Source organism: Binatus sp. (SeqCode) (assembly GCF_049584895.1).
Taxonomy (GTDB): Bacteria; Desulfobacterota; Binatia; order Binatales; family Binataceae; genus Binatus.
Map to the genome: position 1 here is coordinate 1 of NZ_JBAUYR010000108.1, position 16,205 is coordinate 16,205.

Below are 16,205 nucleotides of genomic sequence, written 5' to 3' on the forward strand. Positions count from 1 at the left end.
CCTCCGCTCCATTCAAATCCGCTTCATTTGCTACATACAAGGATGACATGCGCGCTCGCGATGCTCGCGTCGTTGGGATGAAACGGCGGAGGTCGCGTTGCGTCAGCCCATGACGTGCACGGAGGCAGGCTCGATCACGTACGTCACCCGCTTCTCACCGGGCGTGCGGAACGGATATTTGTCCTGATTCAGGTATTTCTTGGCCAGGCTGTCGATATGTGCGTCGGCTTCCTTCTCATCCTCGGCGATGACCGGGCCGCGGATTCCGATGTAACGATAGGCGTTATCGGGATCGACGATGGCCAGCGCGACCTTCGATCCGACCTTCATATTGTTGGCCTTGACCCGCCCGCGCGCGGTGTTGATGCGGATTTTTCCGTTGGTGTAGTCGAACCATACCGGGGTCACTTGCGGCGAGCCGTCAGGCATTATGGTCGCGATATTCGCCAGCGGTTTCTTGGTGGTGAGGAGGTCGAGAAATTTCTCGGGAATCTTGTTCGAAGCCATCGGCGGTACTCCTTGGGAATGTCGGTATGGCTCCAGATTAGACCATCGCTCGCGTGAGGCAACGGTCGCGATCGGAACCAATTATCCGCAGGCTGTGGGAGAAAATGCGGGATGAATTTGACACCTACATTTGCATGCGTTAATAGCCAAGCCTAAACTCAGTTCGTGCAAGGTGGCGCGGGGAGATGCCCGATTGCGCCGAGGAGTATTTTGCGATGGCGCTGTTCAACAAGGAACCCGAAAAGAATCCTAAAACCCAGCCTACGATCATGCCGCAAGCTTCCACCACACCAACTCCTGTCACTTCGACTGCCGCTCCGGCGCCGGCTCCACGAGCCAGCGGGCCCACTCCGGCTGACGGCCGCGCATACCTGGATCGTGGATCGAAAATCTCCGGCAAGATTTCGTTCGAAGGTCCCGCGCGGATCGACGGCGAGGTCGACGGCGAGATCAACGCCAAGGACGTATTGACGATTGGCGAGTCCGCCGTAGTCACGGCGCACATTCGGGCCGCGTCGGTGTCGGTTGCGGGCAAGGTCAGCGGCGATATCGTCGCGACCCAGCGAATCGAGATCCGCCCTTCGGCGAAGGTCAACGGAAATATCACGGCGCCTGTGCTGTCGGTGCAGGAAGGCGCGATGTTCGAGGGACACTGCTCGATGCAGCCGGAGGGCATGCGCGAGGACCGCAAGGTGACAGTATTCCCCAAGGAAGAGCGCGTGGCGCAGGCCGCAGTTGGAGGGCAGAAGCAGGCCTGAGTTTCCGGGCGGTTTCAGTGATTCGCCCGCGCTTCCCCGATTCCTATGATGGAGAGAATTTTGAAAATCCCCGCAGGGGAGATGCCGTAATATGCATATCCCGCCGAATTGGGGGACGTTCTTTGCGCTGATTGTTTCGTTCCTGGTTTTCTGGTTTATATTCAGCCGATTATTTTTTCGACCGTTCCTGAACCTGTTGGCGGAGCGCGAGCGCAGGTTCAAGGATTTGAATGATCGCACCGAGCTATTGATCAAGCAGGCGCGTGAGGCCGAGGCGGAGCGCGAAGCGCGGCTCGCCGAGGTTCGCACGGGCGCAATCGCGCGGCGCGAGGCCGAACGCCGAAAGGCCGAAGCCGAAGCCGCGCAAATGATGGAAGCGGCGAAAGCCGAGGCGCGCGAGACGCTCGAGCAGGTGCATGCGAAGATAGAAACTGAGCTGAAGGCGGCTGAGCACGAACTCGAGCAGATGGGACACAGCCTTGCGAGGGAGCTCGCCGAGCGCGTGCTGGGCCGGCCATTGAATGGCGGCGCGGCGTCGGGCAAAAACAATTAGGCACGACTGATTCAACCTAAAATGAAGAAGTGGATCACATCGGCGGCGATTCTCGCTGCCGCTTTTTTTCCGCGCGCCGCCCTTGCCGCGGAAGGCGCGGGCGCGGAGCACGGCTCATGGCTGCTGCTGATGTTCTTCACGATCAACTTCGCCCTGTTCGTGTTCGTGCTGGTTTACTTCGCCGGTCCCCCGCTGCGGAAATTTTTCGCCGATCGCGCCGTTACGATTCGCACCGCGCTGTCTCGCTTGCAGAGCGCGTTGGCCGAGGCCGAGGACCTTGCCAACAAGGCCGCGGCGCGAATGGCGGCGCTGTCGGCTGAGTTGAAGCAAGTCGCCGACGAGCTCGAGCAGGAAACTGCTTTCCAGGTTGGCAAGGTCAAAGACCTGGCGAAATCGACCGCCGAAAGAATCCGCCGCGATGCCGAGACGAGTCACTACGCGATGGCCGAAGCAGCGAAGCGTCGTGTACGCGCGCAGCTCGCCGAGTCTGCCGCGACAGTCGCGCGCGATCTGATCAGCCGCAATTTTCAGCCGAACGACCAGGGCCGGCTTATCGACGGTTTCATGGACAAGCTCGGCAGCGGTGACCCGCGATGAAGGGTTCTCGCGTCGCCAAGCGTTACGCGCGTGCACTGCTGGACCTGGCAGACCGCGGCAATGAGGAAAAGTGGGGCGCCGAGCTCGAACGGCTGGCCGCGATAGTCGAGTCGCCGGAACTGCTCGAACGTCTGGCATCGCCTGAGTTGTCCGATCAATCGCGGCAGGAGGCGATGGCGAAGATTGCTGAGCGCCTGAATCTCAGCTTCCCGGTCCGCTCGTTCGCAGTGGTGATCGCGCGCCACGGACGCATCCGCGAGATTGGTGCGATCGCCGAGTCGTATCGCGAGCAGGTAGACCAGGCGATGGGCCGTGAGCGCGCGACGCTTACGTTTGCGATCAAACCGTCGGACGCCGAGGTCGCGCGCGTGGTCAGTGGACTCGAGCGCATCGCGCACTTGAAAATAATCCCGACCGTGAAAGTCGATCCCGAGCTGCTCGGTGGTGTGATGGCGGAGTTGGGCGGAAAAATTTACGACGGCAGCCTCGCAACTCGACTCGCGCAGGCGAAGCGCCGGCTCGCGGGCTAGGCAGGAAGAAACTACATCTATATGGCAGAAATCCGACCATCAGAAATCAGCGAAATCCTCAAAAACGAGATCAAGGGTTTTGAGGGCAGCATCTCGGTCCGCGAGACCGGCCGCGTCCTCTCATGCGGCGACGGTATCGCCCGAATCTACGGCTTGCAGAATGCCGCGTTCGGTGAGCTGCTCGAATTTCCCCATCAAATCTTCGGGCTGGTCATGAACCTCGAAGAGGACAACGTTGGCGCCGTGCTCTTCGGCGACCCGCAGGCCATCCAGGAAGGCGACGAGGTCAAGCGCACCGGCAGAATCGCCGAAGTACCCGTCGGCGAAGGGTTGCTCGGCCGCGTCGTCAACGCACTCGGCCAGCCGATCGATGACAAGGGGCCGATCAAATCGACCGAGACCCGCCGAATCGAAATCAAGGCGCCCGGTATCATCCGCCGCCAGCCCGTTAAGGAGCCGCTGCAGACCGGCATCAAGGCAATCGACACGATGCTGGTGATCGGGCGCGGACAGCGCGAGCTGATCATCGGCGATCGGCAGACCGGCAAGACCGCGATCGCGATCGATACGATCATCAACCAGAAGGGCCTCAACATGCACTGCATTTACGTGGCGATCGGGCAGAAGCGCTCGACCGTCGCGCAGGTGGTCGAGAAGCTCACAAGCTCGGGCGCGATGGAGTACACCACCGTCGTCGCCGCGACCGCTTCCGAAGCCGCGCCGCTGCAGTACATCGCGCCCTACACCGGCTGCACCATGGGCGAATATTTTCGCGACACCGGCAAGCATGCGCTGCTGGTTTACGACGATCTCAGCAAGCACGCGCAGGCCTATCGCCAGTTGTCGCTGCTGCTGCGCCGTCCGCCCGGCCGCGAGGCGTATCCCGGCGACGTCTTCTATCTGCATTCGCGATTGCTCGAGCGCGCCGCCAAGATGAGCGACGAAATGGGCGGTGGCTCGCTGACCGCGCTGCCCGTAATCGAGACGCAGGAAGGCGACGTGTCGGCCTACATCCCGACCAACGTCATCTCGATCACTGACGGCCAGATAATTCTCGACAAGGATCTTTTCAACTCGAATGTGCGTCCCGCCGTCAACGTCGGCCTGTCGGTTTCGCGCGTCGGCTTCTCGGCTGCGGTCAAGGCGATCAAGCAAGTCGCCGGATCGCTCAAACTCGAACTCGCGCAGTACCGTGAGATGGCGGCGTTCGCGCAGTTCGGCTCCGACCTCGACGCATCGTCGCAGCGCCTGCTGGCTCGCGGCGCGCGTTTGACCGAGATGCTCAAGCAGGGTCAGTACAGTCCGCTCCCGATGGAAAAAGAGGTGCTGATCATGTTCGCCGCCAAAGAGGGCTACTTCGACAAGCTCTCGGTCGAGCAGATTAGGCCTTTCGAGATGGGCCTTTACACCTACTTCGACGCGCGCCACGCGGAGCTGCTCGCAGAGATTCGCGACAAGAAAGAGATTTCCGACGATCTGACGAAGAAGCTCAAAGCCGCACTCAGCACCTACGAACAGCAGTTCCTGGACGAAAATAAAGCGGCCGCGCCGGCGACTGCGGCGTAGCTGCGATAACGCTCGACCATGGCATCACTCAAGGCAATCCGGCGCCGGATAGCGTCGGCCAAATCGACCCAGCAAATAACGCGCGCGCTGAAACTGGTTTCGGCCGCGCGGTTGCGTCGCGCTCAGGAAGCGCTCGTCAACGCATTGCCATACAGCGAAGCGCTCGCTCGGGTCGCCGATTCACTGCTGACATCGGAAGGAATCTCGGTCGGCCCGGTCGAGGGTGCGCAAAAAAGATCGCTGGTGGTGGTGGTCGCCTCGGATCGCGGCCTGGCCGGCGGCTACAACTCGTATCTGTTCCGCGCCGCCGAGGCCACGATGCGCGAAATTCGCGGCACCGGACTCGACATCGAACTGTTCGCAGTCGGCAAGAAGGCCGTAGATCAGTTCCGTCGCACCAACGTTCCGGTCGCCCTCTCTCGAGTCGATAATTTGCCGCGCCTGGCGACGATCGCTCTCGCGCGCGATATCGCGGCCAAGATGCTCGCCGATTACAGCTCCGGCGCCATCGACGAAGCCGGCATCGTTTACACTCATTTTCAGTCCGCGATCGTGCAGAAGCCGGTGTACGAGCGCCTGCTGCCAATCAAGCCGCCGGGCGACGCGGGCATCAAGCCCGGCGCCGAAGTCGACGCCGCCGTATCGGCCGCCGACAAACCCAAAATCGACTATCTGGTCGAGCCGTCGCGCGAGGAACTCGTGCCGGTCGTGCTGCGCGGATATCTCGAGGCGAGCGTTTATCACGCGCTGCTCGAATCCGAGGCCAGCGAGCAGGGCGCGCGCATGACCGCGATGGACGCGGCGACCAACAACGCCAACGACATGATCTCATCGCTCACACTCGAGATGAACCGCGCCCGCCAGGCCCAAATCACCCGCGAGCTGATGGACATAGTAGGCGGCGCCGAGGCCCTCCGCGGATGAAGATTTTTTTATCCGATCCCAGTTCTCGCCTTTCTTCCCCTCTCCCTGTAAGGGAGAGGATCGAAGGTGAGGGTCCTTGTTCAGCGCGCAATCTTTTGCGCGCGATTCAAGATTCTGATTCTCTTTCTTCCCGGAGCTGTGCTTGATGCGCAGCAACCTAACCCCTAACCCCTTCCCGAGCGGGAAGGGGGACCGGACTAATAGAGTGGGTAATCACCGTTTATGAGTACTCAAACCGCTCCAGGAAAAATCAACCAGGTCCTCGGCAACGTCGTCGACGTCGAGTTCGGCGCCGGCACGCTCCCGCCGATCTTCTCCGCCCTGCGCGTCAGCAACCCGTCCATCAGCGACGAGGTCGGCAACCTGGTGCTCGAAGTGCAGCAGCATCTCGGCGAAAACACCGTGCGATGCATCGCGATGGACTCGACCGACGGCCTCGTGCGCGGGATGGAAGCCGCCAACACCGGCGCGCCAATCTCAGTGCCGGTCGGACCGGGCACCCTCGGGCGCATCATGAACGTCACCGGCAGCGCGATCGATGAGCGCGGCCCGATCCAGGGCAGCTCGACGATGCCGATACATCGCGACGCGCCGCCGTTCGCCGACCAGGCCCCCGAGGCGGAGATCCTCGAGACCGGCATCAAGGTGCTCGACCTCATCTGCCCCTACGCACGCGGCGGAAAAATTGGACTCTTCGGCGGCGCCGGCGTCGGCAAAACCGTCACGATTCTCGAGCTGATCAACAACGTCGCCAAGCAGCACGGCGGCGTGTCGGTGTTCGCCGGCGTCGGCGAGCGCTCGCGCGAGGGCAACGACCTCTATCGCGAGCTGACGGAATCCGGCGTCATCTCGAAAACCGCGCTGGTGTACGGCCAGATGAACGAGTCGCCCGGCGCGCGCGCCCGCGTCGCGCTGACCGGAGTCACGGTCGCCGAATATTTCCGCGACGAAGAAGGCAAGGACGTCATCTTTTTTATCGACAACATTTTCCGTTTCGTGCAGGCCAACTCCGAGGTCTCCGCGCTGCTCGGACGTATGCCCAGCGCGGTCGGCTATCAGCCCACTCTCGGCACCGACATGGGCGAGCTCGAAGAGCGCATCACCACCACCAAGAAGGGCGCGATCACGTCGGTGCAGGCCATCTACGTGCCCGCCGACGACTACACCGACCCCGCGCCGGCGACGACCTTCACGCATCTGGACGCCGTCACCGCGCTCGATCGCAAAGTCTTCGAAAAGGGAATTTTCCCGGCAGTCGATCCGCTCGGATCGAATTCGCGAATTCTCGATCCGCAGGTCGTCGGCGAGGAGCACTACAGCGTCGCGCGCCGCGTGCAGGCAATCCTGCAGCGTTACAAGGACCTGCAGGACATCATCGCGATCCTTGGGATGGAAGAACTCTCTGCCGAAGACAAGACCGTCGTCGCGCGCGCGCGCCGCGTCGAGCGCTTCCTGTCGCAGGCGATGTTCGTCGCGGAGCCCTTCACCAATCAGCCCGGCAAGTACGTCAAGCGCGAGGACACCGTGCGCGGCTTTGCCGAAATCCTCGACGGCAAATGCGACGACCTGCCCGAGCAGGCCTTCTACCTGGTCGGCACTATAGAAGACGCCCGCGAAAAAGCCGCGCGCCTGGCCCGCGGCGAATAGCAGCAATCTATGGCTTCGACGTTTCCATTCAGACTGGTAACTCCCACCGGCATCGTCTTCGAAGGCGACGCCGCCGAAGTCTCAGCGGTCGGCCCGCTCGGCGAATTCGGCGTCCTCCCCGAGCACATCAACTTCATAACCTCGCTCGTCCCCGGCGTGCTCGAAGCGCAGTTGCCCGACGGGTCGAAGATGCACTGGGTGGTATCCGGTGGCCTGGCCGAAGTGAAAGACAGCGTGCTGACAGTACTAGCAAGCAGCGCCGAATCGCCCGAGACTATCGACGCGAGCGCCGCGAAAACCCAGGTCCAGGAAGCCGACGAGAAATTCTCAACTATGAGCTTCTACGATCCCAACTACCCCGCCGCCCAGGACGCCCTCAAACTAGCCGAAGCCCGAGTCGAAGCCTCCGCCTTGAAAACCTCGTCTCGCTGAAATCCACCGCTGCGGGCATCGCGAATTGATCGGTGGTCTCTCCCCACGAACCTGAGAGCGAAACGTCGTCCTCGACATTTCGCGATTATCACTGGGTGCAGGGGTCACCCCTGCCGCCCGCCGCGTAGGCGATTATCTTCGCATCACTCGCGATGCCCGCGGGTTAGTGGGGAGGGCCGCCGTGCCCGCCGCTTTCACACCCGACCCGCCGCGCGCAACACATACAGCGCGTCTGCCGTCACCCACTCGTTCCTGCGAGCGTTACCTGCGCCGCCCCAGTCCACCGTCGAGATGGATCCGAACTTCGCGCTGGTATCCATGCTCGTCGATACCTTGTAGAAGCGCCCCTGCGCAGCCCATCCTACCTTCGGCAACTCCTTGCGCTCGAGCAGGTCGAGCGCGTCAGCGCATCGCGGATCATTGATCAGCCCCATTTCCGCCATCGCCACCAGGCCGCCGAGCATGTCGTAATGCCAGTAGCGCGGATACTTCGGCCGCACCCAATGCGGAGAAATCACCTTCCCGTCGGTTTTGCTTTTGAACAATCGCCGGGACAAAAACACTTCCGACGCCTTCAACGCCGCCGCGCGCGCCGTGTTGTCTTTCGCGCGTTCCGCATGCGCCGCAAGCCCGAGCATCGGCAACAAAGATTCGTTGAACGATGAAATATGAGCGGACGGCTTGCGGTCGCAATTCCATCCGCCGTCCGGCCATTGCCAATGCATCAACCTCTCGGCCAGCCCGTCGCTGCGCTTGTCCGCGAGACCCAGCCGCGTAATCGAATAGAGCGCGTTGCCCTGTTGCGACCCGCATCGGCGATAGCGCCCCTGGATAATAGGAACGCCTTCGGCGCTTCGATTTTTCGGCACGGCGCTCTTCGATTCGAATTCCATGTAGAAGGAGCTGTCGAGCCAACGATCGAGCACCTGATCGCGCATCGGCAGCAGCGACTCATCGCCGGCGGGATAGCCAATCTCCGCGAGCATCGCCAGCGTCCAATGCGCCCCGCGCCACGTCGCATACACGTGCGCCTCGCGGATGAACTTGCGATCCCTTCCAGCGATCAACGCCCGCGTGCGCGCCGAGGTCCTGATTTCCTCTTGCAGCTGGCGAACCTTCCGCGACTCAGGATCTTCGCCAACGACGCGAGTAATCACCTTCCACCGAACCGAAGGCTCGTCGCTCTTCAGCAGCGCATCGATGACAGCAGTTCGATCCCGTTTCATAACCGCGGCCATTCTGACAATTCCAAATCACTTCGATCAAACGCCGTAGCCGGGTCCTTCGCAGAGGAGCTAAGAGGCGGCCCTGAAATCCGGTTCCCCTTCCCGCTCGGGAAGGGGTCAGGGGTTAGGTTGCTCGCATCATCCGCGATGCTCGCTTAGCTAGTTTGTTGTCAGGGGAAACTCAATTGTCCAAAGAACGGAAACGCAAACCAGAAGAGCCATACGAACAAGGTCCAATGGAGGAACATATTGGTCCTGAATGATGGTTGTTCCTTCCGGTTAGTGGCGAACAAGAACCCTAGGACGGCAACACACACGATGTTCGCTGCAAATACCGTGCAAGTGTAGCGAATGCCTTGGTTCCTTAGTCCATCGCTCCAAGCCATAGAAAAGTACGCAAGACTCAACAACCCTATGACTGCGAACAGTGCGTAGGTCCGTCGCGGGAATTTGACGCTGCCCCGGAATAGCCCCGGATTCCACGCGAAGAAGAAGAGCGCGGGAATCATCATCGTTAAGATTGCTGATGCCCACTCACCGATGTGTCCAAAAAGCTGCAGAAAAAACCAAAGAAACCAATACCAAGCCGGATAAACACTTCCGTTGGATGTGCTAGGGAACCGTGCAAGCACCATCCAAGGAATCAACAGACTTAGTCCGGCGAACAGCGTTGTCCACTTTGGGTTCATATTTCAAATCAGACACGAGGACTGCCCGCGCCGTCTGCAATCTTATGCGCGTTTATCCAGGATCGAAATCCGAGAGTCCACGTGACCAGATTCACTACTCTGAACTGTTGAGCCTGACGTTGGCGCGCCCGTCGTGCTACGGATACAGCATGGACCGACACTCAGGATGTTCCAGACATTCCGAAACTCACCCGACCCCTCTGTACCCGCGAAATTTCACCAAAACAAAATCTGACGGAACGAAGCTAGCCTTGGGGGTGTACACTCCCCTGAACCACAATCAGTAGTATAAATCGCCAATGAAGCACTCAACCCAGATCAATCTCATCCACCAGATCTTCGACGCCATCGATCGCGGGACGCCGCCGATGGCTGAGCGATTCACCCGCAACGACACTTCCGCCTACACCGCGCCCGATCGCGCTGCGCGCGAGCGCGAGGTGCTGTTTCGCCATCATCCGATCGTCGCCGGCTTCAGCTCGCAGATTCCCAATCCCGGCGACTACCTCACCGAGGATCTTGCGCCGATACCGATCCTCGTCGTGCGAAACACTGCCAGTGAGCTGCGCGCCTTCGTGAACATCTGCCGCCATCGCGGCGCCAAGCTCGCCGACGGATGCGGCCACACCGCGAAGCTGTTTTCGTGTCCCTATCATGCGTGGAGCTATGACACCGACGGCCGCCTGGTCGCGATTCCCGACGACTACGGATTCGAAGGTCTCGATCGCGCCGCCAGCGGCCTGGTCGCGCTCCCGGTCGCCGAGAAGTACGGCCTAATCTTCGTGACGCCCGCGCCGGGCGACAGCAACAAGAACACGATCGACATCGACGCGATGCTCTCCGGGCTCGGCGAAGACATCCAGTCGTACGGCATCGGCGCGATGGTGCACCAGGAGACGCGCGTGGTGCGCCGCCGGATGAACTGGAAGCTGATGAGCGACACGTTCTGGGAGGCCTACCACATCAAGGTGCTGCACGCGCAGAATGTGGCGCCGCTGTTCGTCAAGAACCTCGCGATGTTCGACGCGTTCGGCCGCAACACGCGCTACATCGGCGTGCGCAAATCAATCGAGAAGCTGCGCGACATCCCCGAAGAGAAGTGGGACCTGATTCCGCACACGACCATCCTGATGAACCTGTTCCCCAACACGATCCTCGTGATGCAATCCGATCACGCGGAGGTCTACCGAATCTTTCCTGAAAAACATGTCGGCGAGAGCGTCGCGACCATCAGCATCCTCGCGTCCGAGCCGTCGCCAAAATGGTCGCGCACGATGGATCTCCTGCTCGGCGTAGTCGACCAGGACTTCACGCTGGGCGAGGGCATCCAGCACAACTTCGAATCCGGCGCAGTCCGAAAAGTGATGTACGCCCGCTACGAAAACGCGCTGGAACATTTCCACCGCTCCATCCGCGAAGCCCTTGGCGAAGTGTGAGCAGTGAAAATTGAAGGCATCGATAGGGAATCAATCGCTGAGCCAGGCCTCCGACAACGCGCCCTTACTCTTATCCCAATAGATCAATCGCGCGGGGCCCTCGTATTTGAAGAACTCGATAGCGTCGGTCGAGATGGTCACCGACTCCTTCTCGTTCTCACTGCAGCCGTAATCTTTTCCGCAAGTGGTTATATACTTGCCGGGTTTAAGGAGCTTCACGCCCTCCTCGCTCAAATAGGAGATCGGATTCGTCTGCTCTGCCTGCAAGAATCGGCGCTGATCGTCCGGCCCGGCGAGCGCTACGAACGGCGCGAGTCCCGACCCGTCGCTCCGGACCAGTATCATCGCGGTATCGATATGCTCGTCGCCGGTAAAGTCGCCGTGCACGAAAAGGTAGCGCGACGGATTATTCGCTCGCCAAGACTGCTCAGTCTCGTCACGGGTCGGAAGGCGCCATCCATGCGGTGGCGAGAGCGTCACTTTCGACAAGCCTGCTGCGGTGAGCATTGTGACGGTCGTCACAAGTACTCCGTATACCAGGCCGAGTCGCGTCCGAGATGTCATCGCTATGAATATATGCGAGTGCGCGAGCGCAGTGCAGATTTAGGCGCCGATTCGGAAGACCGGCACTTCGAACTCCGCTCGGTATTGCCCCGCTCTCGCACTCAGTCGCCATACGATTCGGCTCTTCGGATTCGAATCGTCGGTCGGGCGGCAATCGGGCGCGATCATGAACGCGACTGGAATCGATCCCGTCGAATCGCTGATGGAAGTCTGGTCACTGCGCCACAAAATCCAATCCCAGGTCGTGAGGCTGTGCCAGTTTCCGCGCGTTGTGCGGTTGATGCATTCAAGTTCGAGCGCGACTTGCTCTCCTGGCGGGATCGGTTTCTCGATGTGAATCGCGCCGGTGAGCGAGCCGCCGACTTGTCCCGGCACCGACGCCATCACGAATCGCGACTCGCCGTATTCGCGGAATCGCCGACGCAGGCGCATCGCCCACGTCAGCATGACGACGCCGATCAGCGGGAAGATCAAAGCCGGTATCGCGAAGTAGTCAGCGGCTCGGAGTGCACGATGCGGAGCAAGGAAGAAGATCGGAAACGTCGCGACGCACCATGCGATCGCGACGACCGTCAGCCGGTTCGCGTCGCGCAGCGCCGAAGTGCGGACCTCGCCGCTTGCCCAGTCCTCGCGCCACATCCACGGCGCGTCGGTATTCGCCGCGCGCAATCGCTCGGAAGGATCGAGGGCGCGCGCATGGAAGCGAACCCACCAGATCGCGCCGATGCCGCCGCCCGCGCATGCGAATGCGATCGACGCGGCCAGCGCCGCCCGCTCCCAATTGCCTTCGCGCGCACGCGTGATCGCGACCATCGCGGCGAGCAGCGCCGCGACGCACAATGGCGTCCCAAAGAACTTGATGAAACCGAGTACGAATCGTTCGGGGTTCGTCTTCAAGTCAGCGCGGCGAGGCGATCGAAAAAGTCCGGAAACGTCTTCGCGACGCACGCAGGGTCCTTTATCTTCACACCGCCGAGTTTCAGGCCCGTCACCGCGAAGCTCATCGCGATTCTATGATCGTCGTAAGTTTCGACGGTCGCTGGATGCATCTCGGACGGTGCAATCTCGAGTCCGTCGTCGTTCTCGACGACCGTCGCGCCGAGCCGCCGCAGTTCGGTGGCGAGCGCGCGGATGCGATCGCTCTCGTGATGCCGAATGAACGCGACCTTGCGGATCTTCGTCGGCGACGACGCGAATGGCGCAATCGCTGCGAGCGTCGCGACCATGTCCGGCATCGAGTTCATCGCGACGTCGACGCCGGTGAGCTTCCCTGTTCCCACTACTTCGACGTAATCGGAATGCCACACGACGCGCGCGCCCATCTGTTGCAGCACGCCGAGAAAACCGAGGTCGCCCTGCACCGAGTTCGACCTCAAGCCCTCGATTCGCACCGTGCCGCCGACAAGAGCCGCTGCCGCCGCAAAGTAGCTTGCACTCGACGCGTCCGGCTCGACGATGAAACGCTGCGCGCGATACCACTGGCCGCCCGGCACCACAATCAGGTCGTCTTCGACGTTGCTCTTCGCGCCCCACGCCTCCATCAGCCGAAGAGTCATGTCGATGAAGGGGCGCGCGGTGTCGCCGATCACTTTGAGCTTGAGACCGGCCTTCCAAATAGGCGCCGGCATCAGCATCGCCGAGACGAATTGCGACGACGCGCGCGCGTCGACCGAAGTCTCGCCCCCTTCGAACCGCGCCCGCGACGCATCGACGATCACCGGCGGGCAATGGTTGTCGCGCTCGCTGTAGACGCTCGCGCCCAGGCGTTGCATCGCGTCGAGCTGCGGGCCGATCGGACGCTGACGCATCCGCTGATTCCCGTCGACGCGAAAACGCCCGTCGCCGAGCGTGACCATCGCGACGAGGAAGCGCATCACGGTGCCCGCGCCTCCGACGAAGATGTCGGCGCCGTGCGCCGGGATCGTTCCGCCCCGCCCGCTGACCGTGATCCTGCGCGCAGGCTCGTCAATCTCGACGGTGAAACCCATCACCCGCAGCGCCTCGCTCATGTAGCGCGTGTCGTCGCTGAGCAGAACCGACTCGAGCACCGAGCGCCCCTGCGCCAGCGCCGCCAGCACCATCGCGCGATTCGTGATGCTCTTTGAGCCGGGCAGCACCACGCGGGCGTCAAGCCGGCGGGTCAGGGGACTTATTTCAATTTCATCCACTTTTTTCAGACTAACCGTGCGCATTGGCCGGTCACAAGCACGCATACTGACCAAGGCTTGCGTCATGGGGTTATTGCCTCATGCTTGACGCTACGATTACAGTATCCAACGTTACTGGCAGTAGGCTCAGGGGAGGCCGCCATGAGACTCATCAAGCTGATTGCACCAACCGCGCTGATTGCGACGCTCGCGCTATTCGCGCCGCGCGCCGATGCGCAAACGATGGGCGAGTACGCGACTGTGACGGCGGCAGTGGGTTCCGGGGCCGGATCCGCGGGTGGCTCAGGCGACCTCGGCGGAGGTTCGAGCACGTGGGGCGCGAGCTCACTTGGCGCCAGTTTCGGTGAAAGAGCCGGGGCCGCATCGGGGCTTGGCGCGGGTCAGGATTTCGAGGCGCGCGCGGGCTCGTCGGGTGCAGGATCGTCGGCGGAAGCGCGCTGGCCGTCAACCTCAAAGCTGGATGGCGATTCCTCAGGAAGGTTCACCGATAACGACCGATTTCAGGATCAGGATCGGTTCCCGGAACGCAACCTGTCGGCTTCGGGCGACCGTTTTCCGCCGGGTGTGTTGGATCAGAATCGCGGCGGTCTGGACACGCACTACAGCTCATCCTCGGGGTTGGACAACGGCTACAGTTCGTCCCCGGGGTTGGACAACAGCAGCGTTTCGAACTGACGCTCTCGCCGATCGACTAGCTCTGCGCCGCGATATTCCGGCGCGCGCGCTCCTTGCTCGCGGCTGGCCACACGTCGTCAATCTTGTATGCAGTCTCGAACGCGGTCGCGCCTTCCGGCAGTCTCACCCACGGCAGCTTGCTCCGCGTGAAGATATGAACGTCGGGCGTAACAGCGGCCGGATTGTCGAGCGTCCCGGCGCGAACGAACAAAGCCTCGCCACTGGGCGCGACCGCGTAGCGGCTCCATACGTAGGTGCCGCATTTGTCACAGAAGAAGGCTTCGTGATCTTTGCCGGTGCCGCCTTTGAGTACGACTGATTTCGGGGTCGCACCGCTCGCGTCAACGAACTTCTTCTCGATCCAGATATTGATCACGAAGCCGCTGCCGGTGACGCGCTGGCAATCGCGACAATGACAGGCGTGAACAATCAGCGGGCTGTTGGTCAGCTGGTAGCGGATCGCTCCGCACGAACATCCACCTTCGAGATTCATAGGACGCCTCCTCGAATGCGTTCAGGACTGCCCCGATCGATACAACCGGTCAGGGCAGTCCCGTGCTTCAGCTATTCTTCCTTATGGGAGACGGCTTCGATGTTGTTGCCGTCGGGATCCTTCACGAACCCGCCGTAGTAGTTCGCATGATACTCGGGCCGCAGACCGGGCTTGCCGTTGTCCTTGCCACCGGCAGGCAGAGCGGCATCATAGAATGCCTTGACGGCAGCACGGTTCTTGGCCGCGAACGCGACATGCACGGGTCCGTTCGGCTCGCCCTTAGCCAACCACAAGGCCGGTGCGTCCTTGGGACCGAAGCCCAACATTCCGTCGGCGTCGTACTGCACGCTGAAACCAAGCGGGGCCAGCGCGGCGGTGTAGAAGCGCTTGCTCGAGTTGAGGTCCTTCACCTTTAGCATGATGTGATCAAACATGACTCTCTCTCCTTTTTTTCAGTGTCTGTTACTCGAATCTCCTAATGTCTATCTCGCCACGCGGGCATGTCCGCGAGCGTCGCGCGCGCCATCGCATTCGCAGCCGCGAGCGTGACGCCCTGCGACTCGACATAGAAGCGCGCGTTGGTCTCGAGCACCTGGTCGAAGGGCAGCAGTTCGCCGCGCGCGTCGGTGCAATGGCGGCAGTACGGACGCGTCACGTCGCCGAGCGCGAAGTCCTCGGGCTTCTCCATCGGCATTCCGCATGAACCACAAGCGGGACATTTTTCAGCCATCGTCGTTTCTCCTTCTACGGTTTAACCAGCGACATAAAATGATTCACCAGGGTGTCACCTTGCTCGGCTATCACGGAGTTCCCGGTGGCGAACACGTCACGATTGACGAGGTAGTGATGCACCAGGCCGATCCAGGTATTGAACAGCAGCGGCCGATCGATCTTGCGCGCCCGGCCCGCCTTGCGCTCGCGCTCGAGCGCCATGAAAAGCTCATAGGAAACGGCAGCGTGCAGGAGCATCAGGGTGCTGCGCACTTTGGCCGGCAGCATCGGAGCCTCGGTCACCAGCCGCGCGTAAAACGGCTCGAGATCGGCGAGCACTCGCAGATGTGCTTGCAGAACGGCGCGCAGTCCGAGGTCACGCTCGAAGGCCTGCCGAAACTCGGCCGACAGCCGGCGGCCGAACTCGTCGATCACGGCAATCACAAGGTCATCGCGGGTCGGGAAATGCAGGAACAGCACGCCATGCGACATGCGAACCGCCCTGGCGACGTCGGCAGTGGTGGTATTCACGATCCCCTTGCGCGCGAACAGCGCCATGGCCGCGTTGACCAACCGGTCCCGCGTCACCACTTTCTGTTCCTGTCGGGTTGTCGCCTGCATCGGTTCCTCTCGTCCGCTGAGCAGTTACTCAGTGAGTATATACTCAGCGCGCAACGGTTGTGTCAAGCGGCGAGAATCCGGCATTTTGCAGAAATCCTTCTTGTGCGA

At 61.4% G+C, this 16,205-nt stretch carries 19 protein-coding genes; 10 read left to right on the forward strand and 9 right to left on the reverse strand.

The window, feature by feature from the left end; genetic code table 11:
- Window positions 1–102 precede the first annotated feature (102 nt).
- The gene (locus tag WB650_RS19265; RefSeq protein WP_422307281.1) at window positions 103–507 is read right to left on the reverse strand and encodes a PPOX class F420-dependent oxidoreductase; all 405 of its coding nucleotides are present in this window, start codon (window positions 505–507) and stop codon (window positions 103–105) included.
- A gap of 185 nt (window positions 508–692) precedes the next feature.
- On the opposite strand from WB650_RS19265, the gene WB650_RS19270 reads away from it, so the two are divergent.
- From WB650_RS19270 to atpC, 8 genes are all read left to right on the forward strand, one after another.
- Window positions 693–1,265 carry a bactofilin family protein gene (locus WB650_RS19270; RefSeq protein ID WP_423961650.1) on the forward strand — a complete coding sequence of 191 codons (573 nt, stop codon included), beginning with the start codon at window positions 693–695 and terminating at the stop codon, window positions 1,263–1,265.
- Window positions 1,266–1,356: 91 nt separating this feature from the next.
- The gene (locus WB650_RS19275) at window positions 1,357–1,818 is read left to right on the forward strand and encodes a hypothetical protein (RefSeq protein ID WP_422307283.1); all 462 of its coding nucleotides are present in this window, start codon (window positions 1,357–1,359) and stop codon (window positions 1,816–1,818) included.
- 21 nt (window positions 1,819–1,839) lie between these two features.
- Window positions 1,840–2,415, forward strand: a complete 576-nt coding sequence (locus tag WB650_RS19280; RefSeq protein WP_422307285.1) for a hypothetical protein — start codon at window positions 1,840–1,842, stop codon at window positions 2,413–2,415.
- On the forward strand, window positions 2,412–2,945 hold the full coding sequence (gene atpH / locus WB650_RS19285; protein ID WP_422307287.1) for an ATP synthase F1 subunit delta: 534 nt from the start codon (window positions 2,412–2,414) through the stop codon (window positions 2,943–2,945). Before WB650_RS19280 ends, atpH begins: the two co-directional genes overlap by 4 nt.
- 21 nt (window positions 2,946–2,966) lie before the next feature.
- The gene (gene atpA / locus WB650_RS19290) at window positions 2,967–4,511 is read left to right on the forward strand and encodes a F0F1 ATP synthase subunit alpha (RefSeq protein ID WP_422307289.1); all 1,545 of its coding nucleotides are present in this window, start codon (window positions 2,967–2,969) and stop codon (window positions 4,509–4,511) included.
- A gap of 18 nt (window positions 4,512–4,529) precedes the next feature.
- Entirely contained in the window at window positions 4,530–5,435 is a 906-nt protein-coding gene (atpG, locus tag WB650_RS19295) for an ATP synthase F1 subunit gamma (protein ID WP_423961652.1), read from the forward strand.
- 222 nt (window positions 5,436–5,657) lie between these two features.
- Entirely contained in the window at window positions 5,658–7,082 is a 1,425-nt protein-coding gene (gene atpD, locus WB650_RS19300) for a F0F1 ATP synthase subunit beta (RefSeq protein WP_422303892.1), read from the forward strand.
- A gap of 9 nt (window positions 7,083–7,091) precedes the next feature.
- On the forward strand, window positions 7,092–7,514 hold the full coding sequence (gene atpC, locus WB650_RS19305; protein ID WP_423961654.1) for an ATP synthase F1 subunit epsilon: 423 nt from the start codon (window positions 7,092–7,094) through the stop codon (window positions 7,512–7,514).
- Window positions 7,515–7,708: 194 nt separating this feature from the next.
- Here the strand turns inward: atpC and WB650_RS19310 are convergent, their stop codons facing one another.
- Window positions 7,709–8,740, reverse strand: coding sequence for a hypothetical protein (locus WB650_RS19310; protein WP_422306894.1), 1,032 nt, complete (start codon window positions 8,738–8,740; stop codon window positions 7,709–7,711).
- 988 nt (window positions 8,741–9,728) lie between these two features.
- Between WB650_RS19310 and WB650_RS19315 the strand changes: the two genes are divergently transcribed.
- A complete protein-coding gene (locus WB650_RS19315; RefSeq protein ID WP_422306893.1) occupies window positions 9,729–10,865 on the forward strand; it encodes an aromatic ring-hydroxylating oxygenase subunit alpha in 1,137 nt (378 codons plus the stop codon).
- A 30-nt stretch (window positions 10,866–10,895) separates the two neighbouring features.
- Here WB650_RS19315 and WB650_RS19320 read toward each other — a convergent pair whose 3' ends face one another.
- From WB650_RS19320 to aroA, 3 genes are read right to left on the reverse strand one after another with little or no spacing between them, the layout of a single operon-like run.
- Window positions 10,896–11,429 (reverse strand): hypothetical protein, encoded by a 534-nt coding sequence (locus tag WB650_RS19320; RefSeq protein ID WP_423961657.1) that lies wholly within the window; start codon window positions 11,427–11,429, stop codon window positions 10,896–10,898.
- 39 nt (window positions 11,430–11,468) lie between these two features.
- Window positions 11,469–12,326 (reverse strand): hypothetical protein, encoded by an 858-nt coding sequence (locus WB650_RS19325; RefSeq protein ID WP_422306891.1) that lies wholly within the window; start codon window positions 12,324–12,326, stop codon window positions 11,469–11,471.
- Window positions 12,323–13,597: a 3-phosphoshikimate 1-carboxyvinyltransferase gene (gene aroA / locus WB650_RS19330; RefSeq protein ID WP_422306890.1), complete on the reverse strand. Its 1,275-nt coding sequence runs from the start codon at window positions 13,595–13,597 to the stop codon at window positions 12,323–12,325. The genes WB650_RS19325 and aroA overlap by 4 nt, the downstream gene beginning before the upstream one ends.
- A 141-nt stretch (window positions 13,598–13,738) precedes the next feature.
- Between aroA and WB650_RS19335 the strand changes: the two genes are divergently transcribed.
- Window positions 13,739–14,272, forward strand: a complete 534-nt coding sequence (locus WB650_RS19335) for a hypothetical protein (RefSeq protein WP_422306889.1) — start codon at window positions 13,739–13,741, stop codon at window positions 14,270–14,272.
- A 16-nt stretch (window positions 14,273–14,288) separates the two neighbouring features.
- Here WB650_RS19335 and WB650_RS19340 read toward each other — a convergent pair whose 3' ends face one another.
- The 4 genes from WB650_RS19340 to WB650_RS19355 all read right to left on the reverse strand — a co-directional run bounded on the left by WB650_RS19340 (window position 14,289) and on the right by WB650_RS19355 (window position 16,097).
- Complete coding sequence (locus tag WB650_RS19340; RefSeq protein WP_422306888.1) at window positions 14,289–14,765, reverse strand: GFA family protein; 477 nt, start codon at window positions 14,763–14,765, stop codon at window positions 14,289–14,291.
- Between the two features lie 71 nt (window positions 14,766–14,836).
- The gene (locus WB650_RS19345) at window positions 14,837–15,199 is read right to left on the reverse strand and encodes a VOC family protein (RefSeq protein WP_422298479.1); all 363 of its coding nucleotides are present in this window, start codon (window positions 15,197–15,199) and stop codon (window positions 14,837–14,839) included.
- 41 nt (window positions 15,200–15,240) lie between these two features.
- Complete coding sequence (locus WB650_RS19350; RefSeq protein WP_422306887.1) at window positions 15,241–15,495, reverse strand: zinc ribbon domain-containing protein; 255 nt, start codon at window positions 15,493–15,495, stop codon at window positions 15,241–15,243.
- Window positions 15,496–15,509: 14 nt separating this feature from the next.
- The gene (locus WB650_RS19355) at window positions 15,510–16,097 is read right to left on the reverse strand and encodes a TetR/AcrR family transcriptional regulator (protein ID WP_422306886.1); all 588 of its coding nucleotides are present in this window, start codon (window positions 16,095–16,097) and stop codon (window positions 15,510–15,512) included.
- Window positions 16,098–16,205: the final 108 nt, after the last annotated feature.

Coding starts and splice junctions, on each gene's coding strand:
- atpG (WP_423961652.1), top strand. CDS start 4,530: ATGGCATCACTCAAGGCAATCCGGCGCCGGATAGCGTCGGCCAAATCG.
- WB650_RS19270 (WP_423961650.1), top strand. CDS start 693: ATGCCCGATTGCGCCGAGGAGTATTTTGCGATGGCGCTGTTCAACAAG.
- WB650_RS19275 (WP_422307283.1), top strand. CDS start 1,357: ATGCATATCCCGCCGAATTGGGGGACGTTCTTTGCGCTGATTGTTTCG.
- WB650_RS19265 (WP_422307281.1), bottom strand. CDS start 507: ATGGCTTCGAACAAGATTCCCGAGAAATTTCTCGACCTCCTCACCACC.
- WB650_RS19340 (WP_422306888.1), bottom strand. CDS start 14,765: ATGAATCTCGAAGGTGGATGTTCGTGCGGAGCGATCCGCTACCAGCTG.
- WB650_RS19320 (WP_423961657.1), bottom strand. CDS start 11,429: ATGACATCTCGGACGCGACTCGGCCTGGTATACGGAGTACTTGTGACG.
- atpC (WP_423961654.1), top strand. CDS start 7,092: ATGGCTTCGACGTTTCCATTCAGACTGGTAACTCCCACCGGCATCGTC.
- WB650_RS19280 (WP_422307285.1), top strand. CDS start 1,840: ATGAAGAAGTGGATCACATCGGCGGCGATTCTCGCTGCCGCTTTTTTT.
- atpD (WP_422303892.1), top strand. CDS start 5,658: ATGAGTACTCAAACCGCTCCAGGAAAAATCAACCAGGTCCTCGGCAAC.
- WB650_RS19310 (WP_422306894.1), bottom strand. CDS start 8,740: ATGAAACGGGATCGAACTGCTGTCATCGATGCGCTGCTGAAGAGCGAC.
- atpH (WP_422307287.1), top strand. CDS start 2,412: ATGAAGGGTTCTCGCGTCGCCAAGCGTTACGCGCGTGCACTGCTGGAC.
- WB650_RS19345 (WP_422298479.1), bottom strand. CDS start 15,199: ATGTTTGATCACATCATGCTAAAGGTGAAGGACCTCAACTCGAGCAAG.
- WB650_RS19335 (WP_422306889.1), top strand. CDS start 13,739: ATGAGACTCATCAAGCTGATTGCACCAACCGCGCTGATTGCGACGCTC.
- atpA (WP_422307289.1), top strand. CDS start 2,967: ATGGCAGAAATCCGACCATCAGAAATCAGCGAAATCCTCAAAAACGAG.
- WB650_RS19355 (WP_422306886.1), bottom strand. CDS start 16,097: ATGCAGGCGACAACCCGACAGGAACAGAAAGTGGTGACGCGGGACCGG.
- WB650_RS19315 (WP_422306893.1), top strand. CDS start 9,729: ATGAAGCACTCAACCCAGATCAATCTCATCCACCAGATCTTCGACGCC.
- WB650_RS19350 (WP_422306887.1), bottom strand. CDS start 15,495: ATGGCTGAAAAATGTCCCGCTTGTGGTTCATGCGGAATGCCGATGGAG.